Annotated in this window: 9 protein-coding genes; all 9 read right to left on the reverse strand. The window is 71.5% G+C overall.

Going from position 1 to position 19,423, the window contains the following annotated elements; translation table 11 throughout:
- Positions 1-85: 85 nt before the first annotated feature.
- The 9 genes from ACWDR4_RS33465 to ACWDR4_RS33505 all read right to left on the reverse strand — a co-directional run bounded on the left by ACWDR4_RS33465 (position 86) and on the right by ACWDR4_RS33505 (position 19,368).
- Complete coding sequence (locus ACWDR4_RS33465; RefSeq protein ID WP_450413929.1) at positions 86-490, reverse strand: DUF6415 family natural product biosynthesis protein; 405 nt, start codon at positions 488-490, stop codon at positions 86-88.
- 2 nt (positions 491-492) lie between these two features.
- Positions 493-717: a hypothetical protein gene (locus ACWDR4_RS33470; RefSeq protein ID WP_450414032.1), complete on the reverse strand. Its 225-nt coding sequence runs from the start codon at positions 715-717 to the stop codon at positions 493-495.
- Positions 718-1,112: 395 nt separating this feature from the next.
- A complete protein-coding gene (locus ACWDR4_RS33475) occupies positions 1,113-1,298 on the reverse strand; it encodes a hypothetical protein (protein ID WP_450413931.1) in 186 nt (61 codons plus the stop codon).
- 97 nt (positions 1,299-1,395) lie between these two features.
- Positions 1,396-2,583, reverse strand: coding sequence for a helix-turn-helix domain-containing protein (locus tag ACWDR4_RS33480; RefSeq protein WP_450413932.1), 1,188 nt, complete (start codon positions 2,581-2,583; stop codon positions 1,396-1,398).
- A 111-nt stretch (positions 2,584-2,694) separates the two neighbouring features.
- The gene (locus ACWDR4_RS33485; protein ID WP_450413934.1) at positions 2,695-3,321 is read right to left on the reverse strand and encodes an HAD family hydrolase; all 627 of its coding nucleotides are present in this window, start codon (positions 3,319-3,321) and stop codon (positions 2,695-2,697) included.
- 185 nt (positions 3,322-3,506) lie between these two features.
- Positions 3,507-5,309, reverse strand: a complete 1,803-nt coding sequence (locus ACWDR4_RS33490) for a prolyl oligopeptidase family serine peptidase (protein ID WP_450413935.1) — start codon at positions 5,307-5,309, stop codon at positions 3,507-3,509.
- A 79-nt stretch (positions 5,310-5,388) separates the two neighbouring features.
- Positions 5,389-6,303 (reverse strand): hypothetical protein, encoded by a 915-nt coding sequence (locus tag ACWDR4_RS33495; protein ID WP_450413937.1) that lies wholly within the window; start codon positions 6,301-6,303, stop codon positions 5,389-5,391.
- Between the two features lie 61 nt (positions 6,304-6,364).
- The gene (locus ACWDR4_RS33500) at positions 6,365-9,043 is read right to left on the reverse strand and encodes a right-handed parallel beta-helix repeat-containing protein (RefSeq protein WP_450413939.1); all 2,679 of its coding nucleotides are present in this window, start codon (positions 9,041-9,043) and stop codon (positions 6,365-6,367) included.
- Positions 9,040-19,368: a scabin-related ADP-ribosyltransferase gene (locus tag ACWDR4_RS33505; RefSeq protein ID WP_450413941.1), complete on the reverse strand. Its 10,329-nt coding sequence runs from the start codon at positions 19,366-19,368 to the stop codon at positions 9,040-9,042. Before ACWDR4_RS33505 ends, ACWDR4_RS33500 begins: the two co-directional genes overlap by 4 nt.
- Positions 19,369-19,423 lie beyond the last annotated feature (55 nt).

Below are 19,423 nucleotides of genomic sequence, written 5' to 3' on the forward strand. Positions count from 1 at the left end.
CTGCTGATCACCGACCGGGCCCCCGCTTCGGCCTGAACGGCCTCGTCCTCAAACGCCGGACGGGCTGGGTTCAGAAAGCACCGCCTCATGAGTGGCAGGGGCAGCCGCAGGAGGCGCTCACTGACCGAGCCCCGGATGCTCGGCTGCTCAGTTGCTCGTAGTGGTCGCACAGAGCGATGAGGGAGCGGGAGAGGCGGCGGGCGTACGCGAGGTGTGAACTCGGGCCGGGGCGCGGCTCGATGTTCAGCTTCCTGCGGCTCTCGGCGACGGCCGTCCGGGCGCACACGCGGGGCATGTCGTCGTCATCGCCCCGCCCTGCGGCAACCCGCTCCACCTCAGGGATGATGAGCGCCAGGTGGCCCCGCAGGGTGAGCGTCAGGGTCTCCAGTTCCTCCATTTCCTCCGTGGAGGGCACTTCGGCGTCCGGCGTGAACAGGCGGCGTGCGCTGGTTCGCATCGTCTCGATGTCGACGGGGAGAGGAACGTTCATGGTCACAACTGCTCTCCCCGTGAGCGGGAGTTGGCCACCGCGACGGCCGAACTCAGCGCGTCGGCGGCGGTGACGGGCCGCAGGTTCTCCGGCCGCGCGTCCCACTCCCGGCCCCCGCCGACCGGCCGCAGCTGGACGTACGGCCCCTCGAAGCCCATGACCTTGCCGACCTTCCTGGTGCCGGTGTCTTCAACGGTGTCGCCCAGATCCGGCTTGTACACGGTCATCGTCACCGAGCCTCCTGCGCCGACAAGGCCAGCGCTCGCGCCTGTCCATTCGGTGGAAAGACGTAGGCGCGCCCCGGAATGGCTGCGCCCGGCTCGGTGTCCCGCGCGGGCGCCGACACCAACCCTTGGCGCTGAGCCCTGCGACGTCGGGCGTGGATGAGGATGGCTCCCCACATCTCCGGCGATGGATCGCGCACGGTCACGCCTGAGCCGTCTTCCCGGTCCGCGTCAGGAGTGGGGCGGCTGGGCTCAGGCGGCCCGAGCAGGAGTGCTCTGGCCCGTTCGAGCAATCGTGGTACAAGGTTCACGTCGACTCCTTCGTAGTCGGCCGCGCCCCGGGGTGTTCGCGCACCGCCGGGGTCTGTCGGCGTCTCCCAACGGAGGTCACGCCGTGGTCATGCCGCTCGGCACCCGCACGTGACGATCTGCCACACGCAGGTGCTGCCACGGACCACTACGTGTCCGGCGGTGCGCAGGGTCTTGTTGACGGCCCCGCAGTGGAAGCAGGCCTCACCGTGCAGTCGAACGAGGCTCACGCGCTCGTCGATGACCATCGGCACGAGCGGGAGTGCGTTGGGCATCCCCGATTCCCATCTGCTGGTTCCTACGCGTGGGACAGATGGTGGGGGCCGACAAGAGGCACAAGTACCCCAGTGAGGGGTAGTTGGGGGAGGTCGCTCAGATGGCAGCGCACCATTCGGCGAACTTGGTGAGGCTCTCCGAGTCGGAACGCTTCAGACGACGAAGCGTTCCGGCGTCCTCACGGACCCACAGGTGTTCACGCGTGTGCTGCGGGGCCATATGCCGCGCGACCTTCAGCGACTCGAAAGCATCATCCGCGAGCCCGGACCACAACTGGGCCCGGGCAAGCTCGATGTAGAAACCGGAGCGTCGTTCAGCCGGAAGTCCCTGGGGCGGCTTCCACTCCCCTGCGATGTCAAGGGCGCGGTGAACGTGGTCATTTCCCAGACTGACGGCGACGGACACCTCGTGGATGCGGACGGACTCGGGACCGAACGCAGTGCCGCAGTACACGTCTTCCTGCACTTGGTCGGCAAGTGAGCGAGCCTCACCAAGGTGAGTGGCGGCGGCGGAGGCATCATGTGCCCGGCCCGCAATGACGGCGGCCCGCATGTGCAGTGCGCCGCGTGCTGCGATCTCCGGCGTCGTACGAGCGGCTGGTGCGGAGTCCAGGGCATGTTCCAGGGCACGCAGTCCCGCAGCATGTGCGCGTGCGGCGAAGAAGGTCTCGGTACGCACGTAGGCGACGGACGCGGACAGAAGCGGATCGCCCGCCTCGGGCCCGGCCCACCGCATGAGGTCGATCAGGCGCGCCGACAGGTCGCGGGCACCGAACTTGTAGGCCACGGCATCCACGGAGCGATAGGCCCTGACCAGCAATCCAGCCAGTTCGGCTCGCTCTACGGCGGAAGCCGCGTGATAGCCGCGGGCAAGCTCGCCGAGGAGTTCAGGCAGCTCGCGGGCGATGCGGGTGTACTGCGCTGCCAGTCTCCAGCGGGCGGCTTCCGCGACAGCGGCGCGCAGCTCAGGGACAGGACGGACCGGGCCGTCGTCGGGAAGGTCGTACGTGGCGATCGCCGCAGACAGCGCGGGCAGCGCATCGTGGACGCGTGTGCGAGCTGTGTCTCGGTCGGCGAGGAGGAGAGTGGGATCGACACCGAGGGCGTCGGCGATGGCTTCGAGGGTGGGGTCGCTGACACCGCGCTCACCACGCTCGATCTTGCGGATGGTGCCGAGTGCCACGCAGGCGGCAACCGCGAGTTCTTGCTGCGACATCTTCGGACGGACGACACTGCGGTAGTAGGCGATCCGCTTTCCTACCCCGCCGCCGGTGGGTGCAGCCATGGTTGCTCCAGTTCAGGGCTTCACGCTGAACCGTACCTGTGCCGAGACGCGGTGAAGACGCGAACGGCCCCACTGGAACCTAAGATCCTGGCTGGTGGGGCCGGTTCACTGTCAGTCGCCGACGATCTCCGTGAGCTGAGTGAGGTTGTCGATCCGCCAGTCCGCCGTCGCGACGACATCCGGGTCGTTCGCCCACAGATGTCCCCACGGGCCGCGACGAATGTGAGCGACACGCAGCCCGGCCGCCTTCGCCGGGAAGACGTCGTTGGCGGGATGGTCGCCCACATACACGGTCTCGCTCGGTGCCGCCTGGGCCACGTCCAGAACACGCTCGAAGAATGCCCGCTGCGGCTTCGCGACACCCCACTCCCCCGACGTCACGATCAGGTCCGACGGAAGATCCAGGCCGCGCAGCAACTCACCTGCACGAGCTGTCTGGTTGCCCGCGATGATGACGCGCACGCCCAGCCTTCGCAGCTCAGACAGAGAAGACCGGACGTCACCGTAGAGATCGCTCTCATCGAGCTGCTCACCACGACCGGCAGCTTCGCGGGCCCGATATTCGGCGTCGATGTCGATGTCCGGCCGCACAAGACGAAGGGCGTCGGCATTGTCGCGGCCCTGTGCCACGACAGCGCCGACGAGCGCGGAGAGGGTGTGGCGGGGGACAGCCAGCCATTCGGCCCAGGAAGCCCAGTAGCGGTCGTCCCGGGTGATCGTCTCTCCGACGTCCAGCACAACTGTCTCAGTCACCCTGCGAGCCTAGACAAGGTCGCGGAGGCTTGGGGCTCCGGGTCGTGACAGACGCCCCCGACGAATGATCAAACTGGAACGTTCCGCCGACTCTGAGCGCGAGGATGCCCGTCCTCGCCCTGCCTGGCTCAGGGCAAGGACGGGTGGGCGGGGTGGGCGGGGTGGGAAGCTCACGCCCCCAAGTGCCGCTCCACGAACTCCAGTTCCAGCCGTACCTGCTTGATCCGTTCGTCCACGACCAGTGAGCCGTGGCCCGCGTCGTAGCGGTACACCTCGTGGACCGCGCCCCGGGTCTCCAGCCGCTTCACGTAGTTGTCGATCTGGCGGATCGGGCAGCGGGGGTCGTTCACGCCGGCCGAGATGTACACCGGTGCCTTCACGGCGTCGACGTACGTCAGGGGCGACGACGCCTCGAAGCGTTCCGGGACCTCCTCCGGCGTACCGCCCAGCAGGGTGCGGTCCATCGCCTTCAGTGCCTCCATCTCGTCGTGGTACGCCGTGACGTAGTCCGCGACCGGCACCGCCGCGAGGCCCAGCGCCCATGCGTCGGGCTGGACGCCGAGCCCGAGCAGCGTGAGGTAGCCGCCCCAGGAACCGCCGGTCAGGATCAGCCGCTCGGGGTCCGCGAGGCCCGAGGTCACCGCCCATTCCCGGACCGCCGCGATGTCCTCCAGCTCGATCAGACCGACCCGGTGCTTGAGGGCGTCCGTCCACTCACGCCCGTACCCGGTGGAGCCCCGGTAGTTGACCCGCACCACCGCGTACCCGTGGTCGACCCAGGCCGCCGGGCCCGCCGCGAACGCGTCGCTGTCGTGCCAGGTGGGGCCGCCGTGGATGTCGAAGACCGTGGGGAGGGGGCCTTCCGCGCCCGTCGGCTTCTGGACCAACGCGTGGATACGGCCTCCCGGGCCCTCCACCCATACGTCCTCCACCGGTACCGAACCCGGCGACTTCAGACCGGGCGGGTCCAGGACCACCGCGCCCGTCGTCGAGCGCACCGACGACGGCTGTGCCGCCGACGACCACAGGTACTCCACGCTGCCGTCGGGGCGGGCCGTCGCCCCGGAGACCGAGCCGGGCGGGGTCTCCACCTTCACCAGTTCGCGGTCGGTCAGGTCGTAGCGGAAGAGTTCGCTGCGGGCCTCGAAGCTGTGCGCGATGAGCAGGCCGGAGCCGTCCGGGTACCACTCCGCGCTCACATCGCCCGGCAGGTCGAGGGCGAGGTCCGTCTCCTCCCCCGTTGCCACGTCCCACACCAGTGGCTCCCAGCGGCCCCGCCGCTGATGCCCAACCAGGAGCCGCGCGTCGCCCTCCACGGGTGCGAAGCCCAGCACCTCCAGGCCCAGTTCCTCCGCGCCGCCCTTGGTGTCGTCGAGGTCGGCGACCGTCGTGCCGTCCGGGCGCAGGACGCGCAGCGCGGAGTGCATCGCGTCCCCGTGCTCGGTGTGCTCGATCGCGATCAGCGAACCGTCGTGGGAGAGGTCGCCGACGCCGGCCGACTCGCGATGCCGGTAGATCACCACGGGGGGTGCCTCCGCCACCGCCAGGTGGATCGTCGTACCCTCCTCGTCGGTCGAGCGGCCGACGACCGCGGTACGGCCGTCCCGGGCGAGCGCCAGCCCTGCCGGGTACGAGGCCTCCAGACCCGGAGTCGCGAACTCGTCCTCGGTTCCGGCCTCGCGACCCCCGAACGGCTGGCGGCGCCAGACGCCGAACTCGTCGCCGTCCTTGTCGTCGAACCACCAGATCCACTCGCCGTCGGGCGACAGGACGCCGTCCGTCGTGCCGTTGGGCCGGTTCGTCGCCTGGCGCTGCTCGCCTGTCGCGCGGTTCCAGGCGTACAGCTCGTACGTGCCTGTCGCGTTGGACACGAAGAGGCAGCGGTCGGGGGCGTCTTCCGCCCAGTCGGGGAGGGAGACGCGCGGGGCTCGGAACCGCTTCTCCCAGTCGGGCATGGCTTCTGCGTCACTCATGTCCCTATGTAACCTGATCGGCACTGGGGAGTTCCACGGATCACCATGGGCCGGCTGACGGCAGGCCGTCAGCCGGTCGTCAGAAGGCGCCGGCGCGGAACGCGTCGACGGAGCCGGAGGACGTGGTGGTGACGTTGTAGCGGTCGCCGCCCGCGTCGCGCCCGCCCTGGTCGTGGTTGTACTGGAACTGGAGGACATAGGTGCCGGCGCCGAGCGTGACGCCCGGCTTCAGCGTCACCACGTACGCCAGCTGATTGCTGTCGGCGGCCTGGGACATGTTCACCTTGTCCCCCAGGGAACTCCAGAAACCGGTGTGCGCCACGCCGCCGGTCTGGGCGAGGCGTACGACGACCTTGAGCTCGGTGAGCGGGGTGGTGGACTTGACGGTGACGGAGCTCTGGTCCCAGTAGTCGTTGGAGTCCGCGTCCACGTTTCCGTCGGCCCACAGGTAGTCGGTCGTCGACTGCGACCCGGTGTTCTGGGTCGCGGTCGTCGAGCTCTGCTTCTCCTGGCTGCCGGTCGTGCCGGTGCTGCCGGTGGTTCCTTCGGCGGTACCCGTGGTGCCGGTGGCGCCGGAATTCGTGTCGGAGTCCGGCGCGGACCGGGCCCCGTCTCCGCCGGCTCCGCCGGAGACGGGGACGTAGACGACCTCGGGGTCCTGCTTGCCGCTGGTGCCGCTGTCCCGCACCTTCGGCGACGGGACGACCGTCGCCTTCCCGGTGTCACCGGAAGAGGACTTCTCCTTCGTGGGCTCGTCCGCCGCCGTGGTCACCTTCTCGGAGGAGCCGCCGCTCCAGTCGATGGCGGCGACGGCCGTCGCGGAACCGGCGATCACCAGGACCGCGACCGCGGAGCCGCCGACCGCGTTCCAGACCCGGCGGCCGGGCAGGAAGCCGCGGAGCGGAGTGCGTGTCCTGCGGGCGAACAGGTCGGCGAACTCGCCTTCCCTGTGGTCGCTTTCCCGGTCGTCCGGGCGAGCGGGCGTGTGCGGCATGGAGTGGGTCCTTACGAGGTCGTTCTGCAGGGGCAAGGGGACGTGGGAAGGGCTGACCGGCTCACAGCGTCCGCGGGATGTCCTCGGGCCTGAGCGTCATCACGTCGGACTCCGAGGCGTCCGGCAGCTCGGCGACGCGGTACGCCTGGCGTTCCGTCATGGCCTGGAACAGCTGGCGTGCCGTGCGGCCGTTGCCGAAGCCGCGCTCCCGGGGCATCGTGTCGAAGCGCGTGGTGAGCGACTCGCGGGTGGCCGGCCCGAGTTCGTACTGGTGCTGTGCGGCCTGGTGCTCCACGATGCTGACGAGTTCGGCGCTGCCGTAGTCCTCGAAGAGCAGGGTGCGGTTGAAGCGTGAGGCCAGACCGGGGTTGGAGCGGACGAACACCTCCATCTCCTTGAGGTATCCGGCGACGATGACCACCACGTCGTCGCGGTGGTCCTCCATCAGCTTCAGCAGGGTGGCGATCGCCTCCTGGCCGAAGTCGTTGGACCCGGCGTACTGGGTGAGGGAGTACGCCTCGTCGATGAACAGCACCCCGCCCCGGGCCTGCTGGAACAGCCGCGTGGTCTTCGGGCCGGTGTGGCCGACGTACTCGCCGACCAGGGCGGAGCGGTCGGCCTCGACGAGATGGCCGCGCTCCAGGAGGCCTACGGCGGCCAGGATGCGGCCGTAGAGCCGGGCGATGGTGGTCTTGCCGGTGCCCGGGTTCCCGGTGAAGACGAGGTGGCGGCTGAGCGGGGGCGGGGCCAGGCCCATCTCCTCGCGGCGGCGCACCATCCGCATCAGCTTCACCAGCGAGGAGACGTCCTGCTTGACGCGGTCCAGGCCCGCCAGTCCGTCGAGTTCGGCGAGCAGGTCCTCGATGGTGTCCTCGGGGGGTGCCTCGGTCTCCCGCGCGGTGGTTCCGGAGCCCGCCGTGCCCGTGCCCGAGGCAGCCGCCAGTGACTGGTCGGCGCCGGTCGGCAGGGACGGGTTCCTCACGTCCCGCGACAGGCAGTCGTCGAACACCGGGCGGGCGCCCTTCTCCAGCGCCACGTCCTCCTCGGTGTCGCGGACCAGGCAGCCGCGCAGCACGGGCGCGGCCCCGGCCGCCACATGCAGTGCCGGGAAGGCCGCGCCGTCGCTGCCCGCCCCGGCGAAGACACAGTCCTCGAAGGTGCCGCGGGCCTTCTCGCCGACGAACAGGCTGTTCTTGCCGGTCCGGGCCACCGTGACGGATCTGACCCGGGGTTCGGCCTGCGGGCCCACCACGAGACCGGAGCCGGCCGCGTCCCGTACCGTGCAGCCCTCGACGCTGGGGGCGGCGCGTTCGCCGATCACCAGGCCCGCGGTGCCGGTCCCGGTGATCCGGCAGTCCCGCAGTACCGGCGTCGTCCCGGTGCCGCAGGAGATACCGGCCCGCTCGGCGTCCGCGACGTCGCACTCCTCCAGGACCACCGTGCCGGTCGACTCGGTGGTGATGCCGGCCCGGCCGCGCACCACGGAGAGGCCGCGCATCCGTGCGTCGGCCGCGCTGTCGATCTGCACTCCGGACAGTCCACAGTCCGTGATGCGACCGCCCTCGACAGTGAGCCCGGCGCGGTCGGTGGCCCGGATCCCGTGCTCCGCCGTCGATCCGATACGGCACGAGGTGAGCGTCACCCGGGAGTCCTCGCAGGCGTGGACCGCACTGAACGAGCACTCCGTCATGTCGCTCGTGGCCATCCGCACCTCGGAACGGTCCCCCGCCAGCAGACCGTTCGCCCGGCTGCCGGTCACCGACGTGCCCTCGGCGGTCAGCCGGGCGGTGCCCTGGGCCACCAGACCCGAGCCGTGGGCCCGGTCGACCTGGCAGTCCACCAGCTCGGCGCGGCTGTCGCCGTCCGCGCTCACCCCGGGCCCCGAGCCGTCCCGCAGACGGCAGTTCAGCAGCAGCACGTCCCCGGTACCGGAGACGGCGACTCCGTCCGTGCCGGTACGCAGGACCTCGCAGCGGACGAGCAGGACCCCGCCGTCCGTGCTCTCCCGGTCCTCGGGGCGGGGCGAGCTGCCCAGCACCCGTACGCCCTCGGCGGCTGTCTCCTCCACCCGGCAGTCCAGCGCGGCGACGGCCGCCTCGTCCTCCACCAGCAGCCCGCTGCGGCCGGGACCGGAGATCCGGCAGTCGCGCAGGACGGCATGGGCGCCGCCCCGTACACGGACACCGGACCCGGTGACGCGCCGTACCGTCAGCTCCGTGGCCTGGACGGCCGCCCGGGAGCCGATGACGACACCGGTTCCCTCGACGTCCTCGACCAGGACCCTCGTCAGCCGGGCCGAGCCGGTGGTGTTGATGTGCACGGCGGCCAGTTCCGCGCCCCGGACCCGGCAGTCCGTCAGGGCGAGCGACGCGTCGCCGCCCGCCTCGACCCGGCCGCCGGATATCGCGCAGGCGTCCAGTTCCAGGCCGCCGGCGCCGACCAGCACGGCGGGCTGCCCGGGGTCCTGCCCGGTCAGGGCGATGCCCTCGATCCGTACGCCGGACGCGGTGACCTCCAGCACGGGCCGCCCGGGGGACGCGGCCAGCACCCGTACGGCGTGCTCCGGCCCGTCCTCCGGCAGCAGGCTCACCGCGCGGTCGAGGAGCAGTTGTTCGACGTACTCGCCCGGGGCGATCCTGATCTCGTCGCCGTCGCGGGCGGCGCGCACGGCGGAGGCGATGCTGCGGTGCGTGCCGCGGCCCTTGGGGGCGACCCGGTGCACGGTGGCGGTGGGGGTCACAGGAACTCCGATCCCTCGATGGGCGAGGCGGGCGAGTCGGCCGTGACGGCGGCCGGTGGCTGCGGCGCCGTGGTGGACGGGACGGTCGGGGTGGTGGACGTGGTCGTCGTGGGCGCGGTCGGGAACGAGCGGCCGGGGGAGGGCAGGTTGCCGCCGTTCTTCTTGTCCTGCTCGGCGATCAGCCAGTTGATGTACTTGGTCAGCGCGGCCTCGCCCCAGGTCACGCCCAGTTCGGGGATGCCGCCCTTGTGGAAGACCCGGGCGCCGGTGGTGAGGTGGAAGGCGTTCCGCGCCAGACCGGTGGTGACACCGCTGAACGCGGAGGCGCCCGCGCCCCACAGACCGGCCAGCAGGGCGTCCGCGCCCTTGACCTCGTGGCCGTTGACCCCGAAGACCGACGCGCTGATGGCGTTGCTGACGAAGCCGCTGAGCGCGCTGGTGGCGATGCCCACGGTGTTGGCGTAGGTGGCGTTGCGCCAGCGGGTCGGCTTCTCCTGGGCGGCCCAGTCGGTGGCCCAGTCGTCCGTGTTGCCGGCCATGGACTGCTTGGGGTGCCCGCCCCAGTCGCGGGCGCCCATGCTGGTCTTGAAGTAGCCGAGCGCGGTGCGGTTGTAGAGAACGTTGAGCCCGCTGCTGAAGGTGCCGCCGACCGCGCCGTTCAGCAGCGCCTTGTAGACGTCGAGCGGGGTGATGTCGCCGTTGCCGGTGGTGGCGGCGGTGATGGCGAGGCTCGCGGTGAACTCGGTGACGAAGCCGGTGGTGAACGAGGTGAGCGCGCCGCGCAGTTCGCGCTGCCACACGGGCATCTCGGCCGAGATGCCGTCCTTCACCCCGGTGAGCACACCGTGCCAGGGGTCCTGGACCTGGCGCAGCAGACCCAGTGCCTCGATCTCCGCGCCCCGGAAGTCGGTCTCCCGGCCGATGAGCCGCCAGCCGGTGTCGCCCGCCAGACCGACCTCGTCGCCGATGCGGGGCAGGGCCCCGGCCAGGTACTCGGGTATGAAGGCCGGGCCGGAGGTGCTGAGCCGGCCGAACGCGTCGGTCTTCCAGACCCGCCCGGTGAAGGTGCGCTGCTCCACCAGGTGGCCGTCCTGGAACTCCCGCCACTGGCCCCACTGCTTGTCGACCTCGCGGAACCGGCCGGGTGTGCCGTCCGCGGCGACCCGCTCGCGGAACACCTTGCCGAGGTCGTACTCCTTCCAGACCTGCGTGTTCACCTGGACCGTGCTCGGTGGCTCGAACTGACGGGCGGAGTGGGCGAGCAGATCGCGCAGCGAGCCGGTGGTCGGCAGGGTGGCGGGGCGCTCCGGAGTGAGGATCTTGTAGTCGAACTCGCGGACCCGGCCACCGGACTCCCGCTGCCGGACCACCTGGCCGTCGACGAGGTCACGCCAGCGCCCGCCGCCCGCGATGTCGTCGTACACGCGCGTGCCCTCGGAGTGGACCGTGCCGTCGGCGGCGGTCTTCGTCCACTTCCAGGTGCCGTCGGGCTGCTTCAACGCGTCGACCCAGGAACTGCCGGTGTCCGTGGCGTTGCGCTCGCGCACCGGGTTGCCGAGCCGGTCCAGGTCGATGAACGAGTCGTCCCAGGTCTTCGTGTAGAACGAGCCGCGGTTCTGCTTGCGGACGCCCTCGGCGACCGCGGTGGCCGGATCGTCGGAGGAGAAGGCCCGCCAGGTCCAGGAGGTGCGGTACGGGCTGCCGGACGACTCGACGATCCGGCCGTCGATCAGGTCGCGGCGGCCGGTGACGTGCAGCAGGGAGTTCTTGTCGACCCAGGTGCCCGCCCTGTCGTCGGCCGCGAGGTCCCGGGTGGAGGGCGCCTCGAACAGGTACTCGCGGGTGTTGCGGCCCTCGCTGCGCAGCCGGACGCGCTCGACGCCGTTCTCGTCGGTGAAGAGGTCCCGCCAGCGGCCGTTGCCGTCGACGTGCCGGGTGCCGGAGGTGCCGCTCGTGGTGTCCCGCCAGGACAGTTCGTACGAGCCGCCCTTGCGGTACTCCGGGGCGGGTGCCCAGCGGGTGGGGTCGTCCAGGCTGCGGCCGATCTCGATGGTGTTGCCGTTGTCGAGCTTGCGGGTCTCGCGCACGACGCGGCCGTACTGGTCGATGTCGATCCAGTTGGGGCCGGTCGGGTTGAGCCGGACGCCGGTGAGCCGGGTGCCGTCGGCGGCGGTCTGGGTCCAGTGGCTGACCCGGTGCAGGGAGTCCCCGGCGAACAGGTCGCGGAAGAAGCCGTCGAACGGGCTGCGGCCGGCCGCGCTCTTCCAGAGGAACGCGGGCGGGCGCATCTCGGCGAACCTCTTCACCAGCAGGCTGCCGCCGTCCGCCAGCGTCTCCAGGCTCTGGATCTGGGCGTTCGCCAGGCCGTGCCCGGTGTACCCGCCCGCGTCGATCCGGCCGCCGGCGGGCGCGTGCCCCGGCACCACCGAGAACTCCTGGTACATCCGGGAACCGTGCTCGCCGCCGAACGGCCAGGTCATGCCGCGCCGCTGGGCGACCGTCTCCAGGCCGGTGGCCGGGTCGAGGAAGGTGTCCTTGAAGCCGACGTGGTCCCAGGTCCACTGCCGGGTGCCGGAGAGCGACTCGGTGCCGTCCTTCCCGAAGCGCTGCCACGACCACTCGCCGCCGGGGCCCTTCTCGGCGCGGACGAGGCCGCCGTCACTGCCCTTGGTGTAGGTCCGCACGTCACCGGCGTTGTCGAGCAGTCGGCGCCAGGAGCCCGAGGGCACGTCGTGGAAGGTGCGCATGTCGGCGTCCCCGATGCGCCGGCCGTGCCGGGAGATGTTCCCGGCCGCGTCGAACTCCGTCCAGCGGGCCTGTCCGAAGCGGTCCCGGGAGAGGTGCAGGACGTTGCCGTTCTTCAGGGTCTCGCGTTCGAAGAGGGCGACCTTGCCCGGGTCGGCCCCGGTCAGCCTGAACTGGCCGGTGCCGGACCGCTCCACGGGGGCGGTGGCGAAGCGGCCGGTGAACGGGGTGCCGGCGGCGTCGGTGCGCACGGCCGTGCCGGAGACGTGGTCGATCTTCCAGAAGTCCCCGGTGAGGGTGCCGCCCTTGCCACGGACCGCGATGGTCTCCTCCAGCAGTGTGCCCGCAGGGTCGAACACCGTCCGCTCCAGCGGGTGGGCGCCCTTTCCGGTGGGGACCAGCGCGATCCGGCCGTCGTCCAGCAACTCGACACGCGTCCCGGGAAGTTGATGGCCCGCCGAGTCCAGCACCCGCGGTACGCCGCCGGGGGCGTCGGCGTCGAAGCGGAGGACGCCCCGGTCGCCGGGCAGCTTCACGTCCGTCAGGGTGTGCACGCCTTCGGGGCCGTAGTGCCAACTGGTCGTGCCCGCCGCGTCGGTGAGGGTGAGACCGCCGCGCGGTTCGGTGCCGGGGGTGAGGGTGAAGCCGTCGGCCGTGCGGGTGCCCACGAAGTCGAGCGAGTCGGGGGTCCACGGCCCGCCGTCGGCCGAACGGCCGGTGACGCCGGTCTTCAGCCCGTCCAGGTCTTCCGGGCCGCCGCGGAGGAACACCTCCTGGTAGCGGAGTTCGCGGTTCGGGCCGAAGCCCAGCGTGATGTCCGACGGGTTGTGGTGGACGGTGTAGCGGCTGCCGCCGGGGCCGCCGTGCGGTGTCGGGGTGACGGTGAAGTCGCCGAAGACACGGCCGCCGGCGCCCTGGGCCACAGACTGGAGGTCGTCGAGACGGGTCGCCAACGGCAGGTCGAGATAGTCGCCGAGGATGGTCACGGCGTGCTGCCGCAGCGTCTGCCGGGCCTGGCCCGTCATCTGCCGCAGCTGGTCGTTCAGCAGCTCCGGGCGCAGGCCGAACCGGTCGAGCGAGGCGGTCGCGTCGTCGGCGAGGCGCTGGAGGCCGGTCAGGTCGAGCGCCTGGACCGCGTGGGAGTCGGGTGCGACCCGCAGAAAGTCCATGGCTCCCGCGACGCCCGACAGGTCGACCTGTGCGCCGTCGGGCACCGTGCGGATGCCCGAGGCCTCGTCGAGCGTACGGTCGAACACGTGGGCGAGGTCGATGGTGTCCAGGGCGTCGTCCAGGACGTCGTTCTCCGGGATGGAGTCGAGTGGGAAGCGTTCGCCCAGGTCGCCGCCGAAGTCGCCGAGATCGCCGAGTTCGTCGAGCCGGACGGGCGGTGTGTCGGGCCCGGCGCCCTCGGTGAAGCGGAGGAAGCCGGAGCCGTCCGGGTCGGGCAGGTCGCGGAAGGCGAGGCGGCCGGTGTGGTCGAAGTGGAAGCGTGAGCCGGTGACGGTGTCGGTGATGGTGACGCCGCTGGGCAGGCGTGCGGCGAGCGGGCCGGTCGTCGGGGTGAACCGGACGGAGCCGGCGGCACCGGAGGGGACCAGCAGATCGATCACGATCCGCCCGGTGCCGTCCGCTCCGGGAACGACCGTCGCATTGAGCCGTATGCCCTCCGGCAGTCCGTCGATGGTGAGAAGGGTCTCCCGCCCGAGGAAACGGCCGTCCGGCCCGAGCGTGAACCGGGTGGTACCGGTCGGGTCGATGACGGCGAACCTGCCGCTGTCGTCGAGCAGTTCGACCGTGAAGTCCGATGCGCGCACCGGTCCGGTCCCGCCGGGCGTGCGGTCGGTCAGGTCGAGCCGGTACGAGCCCTGCGGTGCCTCGTCGGTCGCCGGGAGGCGGGTCACCCGCAGGTCGAGGTCCGCCAGTTCGTCCACACCGGACAGAGGGACGCGAAGCGGTTCGTCCGCGCCCAGGGGCCCGTCGTCCATCCGCCTGATGTTGTCGAGGCGCGCCTGGAGGTCCGCCAGTTCGGTGTCCGACAGGTCGCTGAGGTCCGAGAGCGTGTCGGTGCGCGGCGAGTCGGGACCCCAGACGCGGTTCAGTTCCTCCGGGGTCAGAGTCCGTACGTCCTGGACGACGCTGTTCCAGAGGTCGTCGAAGAGCTCACGTTCCCCCGGGGCGAAATCGTCCAGGGCCGGGAGCGCGTGGGTGCGCGGCGCGTCCGGACCCGTCAGGCGGTTGAGGTCGTCGAGGGGGCCTCGCACGCCGCCCGCCTCGTCGAGCGTACGGTCGAAGATCCGCGCCACGTCGCCCAGGTCACCGGCGAAGTCGCCGAGATCGCCGAGTTCGTCGAGCCGGACCGGCGGGGTGCCGGGCGCGGCGTCCTCGGTGAAGCGGAGGACGCCGGAGCCGTCCCGGGCGGGGATGTCCCGTATCGCGAGGCGGCCGTCGGCGTCGAAGTGGAAGCGGGCGCCGGTGACGGTGTCGGTGACCGTGAAGCCGTTCGGCAGCCGCCCGGCGAGGGAGCCGTCCATCGCGCCCAGCCGGAAGGAACCGGTGAGGTTCGACGGCCCGGTCAGTTCGAGGACCCTGGTCATGGTGCCGCCCGGTCCGGGGGTGATCGTCACCTTGACGCCCAGGCCGGCCGGGCCGTCGATGCCCGGCAGCGTGAGCGGCAGCTCCTGTTGGCGCAGGGTGCCGCCGGGTTCGAACCGCCACACCGCCGTGAGCCCGTCCGTGTCCGGCACGGGCACCCGCACGGTCAGCTCGCTCAGCGCGCCGGCCGTGTCCCGGACCGGCGTGAGCGTCGCACCCTGGACGGGCACACCGTCCGGGCCGACCACCCTCGGCATCGGGTCCACGGCGTCGTCGGTGAAGCGCAGCGCCGAGTCGGTGCCGGTCAGCGGCAGATCCCGGTACTCCAGCTGCCCGAGCCCGTCGAACTGCCAGCGCACGCCGCCCTGCGGGCCCGTGATGCTCAGCCCACCGCCCTCGCGGAAGGTCACCGTCACGTTATCCAGCCGCACCGGACCACCCGGGGCACCGAAGTCCATCACGTCGATCCGGAACGACGCGGGCGCCAGATCGGTCGCCGGGAATTCCGTGACCCTCAGCCGCAGATCCGTCAGCTCGTCCGCCCCGGACAGGGGCATGCCGTCGAAGCGGGCCGGATTCACCGGCGTCGGGGTGCCGTCGGTCACGGTCGCCCCGAACCGGGCGTCGAGACCCGAGGGCTCCGGCATCAGGTTCGTACGCGGCAGATCCGGCAGCGCGAGGCGGTTCACCGTGCCCAGTTCACCGAGGTCACCGAGTCTGGCGAGGTCGTCGAGCGTCGTCAGCGGGCCCGCGCTCGTGTCCGGCACCGTCGACCCGGACACGTCCAGGCGTATCGGCGTCGCCCCCTCCGCCGGAAGGTCCACGAACCGTCCGCCCCGGTCGAGGACGAACCGCCCCCCGGTCGCCGTGTCGGTCACCGAGAACCCGCCGGGCAGCCGCTGGGCCAGATCCCCGTCCAGTCGTACGACATCGAAGGCGCCGTCGCCCAGCCCCGGCACGGTCAGCCGGAATGTCGCCGACTGCGCGCCGCCCGGCAGTTGGGTGAACTTCGTGATCAGCCGGGAGCCGGTCAGTGGCCCGCCGACGGGGCCGGACAGGGTCAGCTGCTCGGACAGCCGCGTACCGTCCAGGTCGAACCGGCCGATCCAGGCGCCGTCCGGGGACTGCACCCGTACACCGGTGACCACGCCCAGTGCGCCCCTGACCGGCTCGATCGTCGCACCGCCGGGCAGCGGCACTCCGTCCTGCCCGACGATCCGGGGCAGGGAGCCCGGCCCGGCATCGGCGTCGAAGCGGACGAAGCCGTCGCCGATCGGGATCCGCACATCACTGAACCGGAGGACCTCGCCGGCGTCGAACACCAGCCGGATGTCCCCGGCCTGGCCGGTGAACATGGACCCGCCCTCGTCCAGCGGGGTGCGCTGCCATTCCGTCCGGAAGCCGGTCACGCCGGCGAACTCCCGCGGGTCCACCAGCACGGCCTCGGCCCGGGGCGCGGGCGCGTCGAAGCGGTCGAAGTGGAACTCGTCCGAGAGATACCCGAGATCGTCCGACTGGCTTCCGACCTCGTCCAGGGCGTTGCTCCCGTTCGGGGAGCCGATGTCGTCGAAGGCCCTGGCCTCGCCCAGATCGAGCTGGTCCAGCATGCGCAGCTGGTCGTCGAGGGACAGCCCCTGGAAGTCCAGCGCGCTGATCCCCGAGGTGCCTTCCCCGGCGCCCTTCAGACCCACCGCCAGCTCGGGGAGGGGGTTGTCGCCCCGGAAGTTGGGGTTGGGGATCCATTCGAGGAGGTTGTGCCGGCCGTCCATCCGGTAGGCGCCACGGATGAACTCCGAGGCGATACCGCCGGGGAAGGCGATCTCGCTCTCCGTCGCCCAGCCCGACGTCCGCCAGGCGTCCGTGCCCATGGAGCGTTCGAAGGTCCGGCCGACGTCGATGCCGCCGGATGCCTCGATCTCGAACTTGAAGATGCCGTCCCAGATGAGGTTCCTGTCGGTCGTGGTGCTCACGAACGCCGACGGCTGACCGGTCCTGACCATGACGTCCAGGCTGGTCTCCAGGGGGTCGCGGACGGTGAACCCCTCGCTGAAGATCTGGTCGAGGGGGCGCTTGCCGCCGATGCGCCACAGCGTCTCGTCGGTCGCGCGCCACACCGGCGCCGGCGTGATGGTCTGGATGTCGATGGTGCGGTCGGCGGCGAAGGCCAGCCGGTCCGGTCGGCGCGGCGCGGGCAGCACCACCTCGTCCATGCCCGTCCCGGGCAGCCGGGGAAGCGTGACCGATCCGGGATCGCCGAGGACCGTCGGACGGCCGTCGGCGCCGAACCGGGTGACGACACCCTCGGGCGTGGTGACCGTGAAGACGCCGTCGGCCATCCGCACCTTGACGTCGGGGACGATCCCGGCGTCCGACCTGAGCACCCAGGTGACGGTCGGCCCGGGCTCCATGGTGATCCACTGACCGGTGGGCCGCCCCAGGTCGTCAAGGAGCCGCAGTTCCCCGGTGGGCAGCGCACCCGCCGGTCCGTCCACGCGGGTCATCATCACCGTGATGTCCCGGTTGACGATGTCCAGGTTCATCCCCAGCCGGTCGAACGCGATCCGGGACCGGTCGAGGTCGAGTCGCGCGGCGCTCAGATCCAGCTCGGCCCGGGCGCGGCTCAGCGGCGGCAGGTCGGTCAGCTCGTCGAGTTCGCCGAGCCTGCGCCCGGCGGTGTCCAGCTGGAGCTGGGTGGCCTGGGTGCGCACCCAGGCCTGGAAGCGTTCCGTGGCGAGCTTGCCGGTCGCTCCGCCGGTGACGATGTCCCGCAGGGTCAGCGGGGTGAAGGCGGGGCTCTTGGCGACCGGGGTGGTGAGGTCCGTCCGGGCCGGCCCCAGGCCGAGCAGATCACGTGCGGCGCGGGAGCCGTCGGTGGTGTCGGGGATCAGCCTGGTGAGGTCGTCGAGCTTGATCCCGAGCTCGTCCAGGCGGTCGGCGCCGGTCGTCGTGTTCCAGGTCGGGACGCGGGGGTCGGACGGTCCGAGGACGTCGACCTTCACCCCGTCCTTCAACCGCACCCGGACGTCCACCGGATCGGTCTTCCCGATACGCAGGACGACTCCGTCCGGAGCGACGTTCACCAGGTCGATCTCGCCGTCCAGGATCTTGCTCACCTGGAACTCGGTCAGACCGCCGAGCCTGCCGTCGAGGCTCAGCTCCGCCAGGTCCGACAGCTCGTCGAGGGGTTTTAGCAGCCCGGCCCCGGTGCGCTCCATGCCCGTCAGTTCGTCGAGGTCCCGCAGCTCGTCGACCGTGTTGCGGGGCGGCAGCAGGGTGGTGGGCGAGCCGGGGGTGAGGGGGACGCCGAACTCGTCCACCTGGTCGAACAGGGTGAGCGTGGTGCGCAGCCGAGGGGGCATCAGATCGTCGCCCACCCGGCCGGTCACGGGGTTCAGCACGCCGAGCCGCTGTCCGCCGGGGAACGTGCCGACCGGCAGCCCCACCGTGTCGAGGGTGTCCAGGGTGGTCAGCCGGCCGCCCATGTCGTCGAGGCGGCCCGGCATCCGGGGGGTGCCCGAGCCGGTCAGGGAGCTGAATCCGGGGATACGGGGAGTCGTCACCGGCGTCACCGAGATCTCGGCCAGCTCGTCGAGGGTGTCGTTGAACTCCGGAGTCCCGGGCACGGCGAGCCTGTCGGTGTCCGTGCCGGTCACCGGGCGCAGACTTCCGCCGCGGTCGAGGTTGCGGCCCGTCAGGTCCGTGAGGTCCCCGGCCAGGGAGCCCGTCCTGCCGAGCGTACCGACGGTCCGCGGGGCGAAGTGCAGGCCGCGATCGACGAACCCCATACGGAAGGCGCCCCGGTAGCCGAACCGGGCGATCTCCGAGTACCTCATGGGCAGCAGCGCCGTCATCGTGAGCCGGCCCAGGCTCAGAACCGTGAAGACGCCGAGCCGCCCGGCCGTGTTGCCGCCGACGAACGCGGTCGACTCGACGAAGTCGCGGGACAGAGTGGACCAGCCCTGCCGGAAGGTGCTCCGGGCGAATCCGCCCATGAAGCGCAGGGCCGACCCCAGCATCGCGGGCGTCCTGGACAGGACCCGGGGCAGCGCCATGAACCCGCCCGCGGCCCGGCTGCCGAGCCCGCCGCCGAACCGCACGAGGCCCTGTCCGGCCAGCGACAGGAGTCGGCCGGGGGAGGAGAACAGCATTCTGCCGCCCCGGAACAGCAGCCGCCCGCTCGCGGAGAGGGCGCCGCCCAGGGCCTTCGTACCCGCAGAGGCCATACGGGCCAGTCCGCCGAGGGTGGTGAGCCCCTTCGTCGAGGGGAACAGGATGCCGAGGAAGGCGAGGCCCAGGCTGAGGGCGTTGCCGTTGCCCGTGGCGTAGTCGACGAGGGCCTTGGCGAAGAGCACCGCGCCGAGCCCGAAGGCCACCAGGCCCAGCGGGCCGCCGATGACGGCCGCGACGAGGGTGATGACCAGCGCGACGATCTCCAGGACCTTGAAGAACGTCGACACGAACCGCTTCCAGAAGCTCTTCTTCGGCTTCTTCACGGGCCGCGACACCAGCCGGGCGGCCTCGCGCAGGGCCTCCTCCAGGATCTTCGCCTCGGCCTGGACGGCGTCGGTCTCGGCGTCCACCTCGCCCCGGGCGCGGGTCAGCTCCGGATCGTTCTCGGGCAGCGGCCGGCCGCCGACCCGCTCCAGCGCGGCGACGGTGTCCGCGGCGTTCTCGGCCCGGTCCTGCGAGTCCCCGAGGGCGCGCGCATAGCGGGCCGTCGCGTTGGCCGCCATGTCGAACGAGCGGTTGACGTTCGCCATGAACGTCTTGAGTTCGTCCTTGACGTAGGTGCGCAGGGCGTCCGCGGTCCGCCCCTCGAAGCCCCCGTCCTCGGCCTTGGTCAGCAGGGCGTCGAGGCCGCTGTCGACCCGGCCGGCCAGATCGCTGAGGCCGCGCAGCTCCTTGGTGATGTTCTCGACGACGCCCGGATTCCCCGTCACCGGATTGCCGGTGAATCCGACTCGGCTCCACTCGTCGGAGGTGGCCAACGGTTCCTCCACGGTGTCCAGGACTCGGGGTATCGGAAGGCAGACGTACCGGCAT

The sequence above is a fragment of the Streptomyces sp. NPDC000878 genome, from assembly GCF_053599695.1.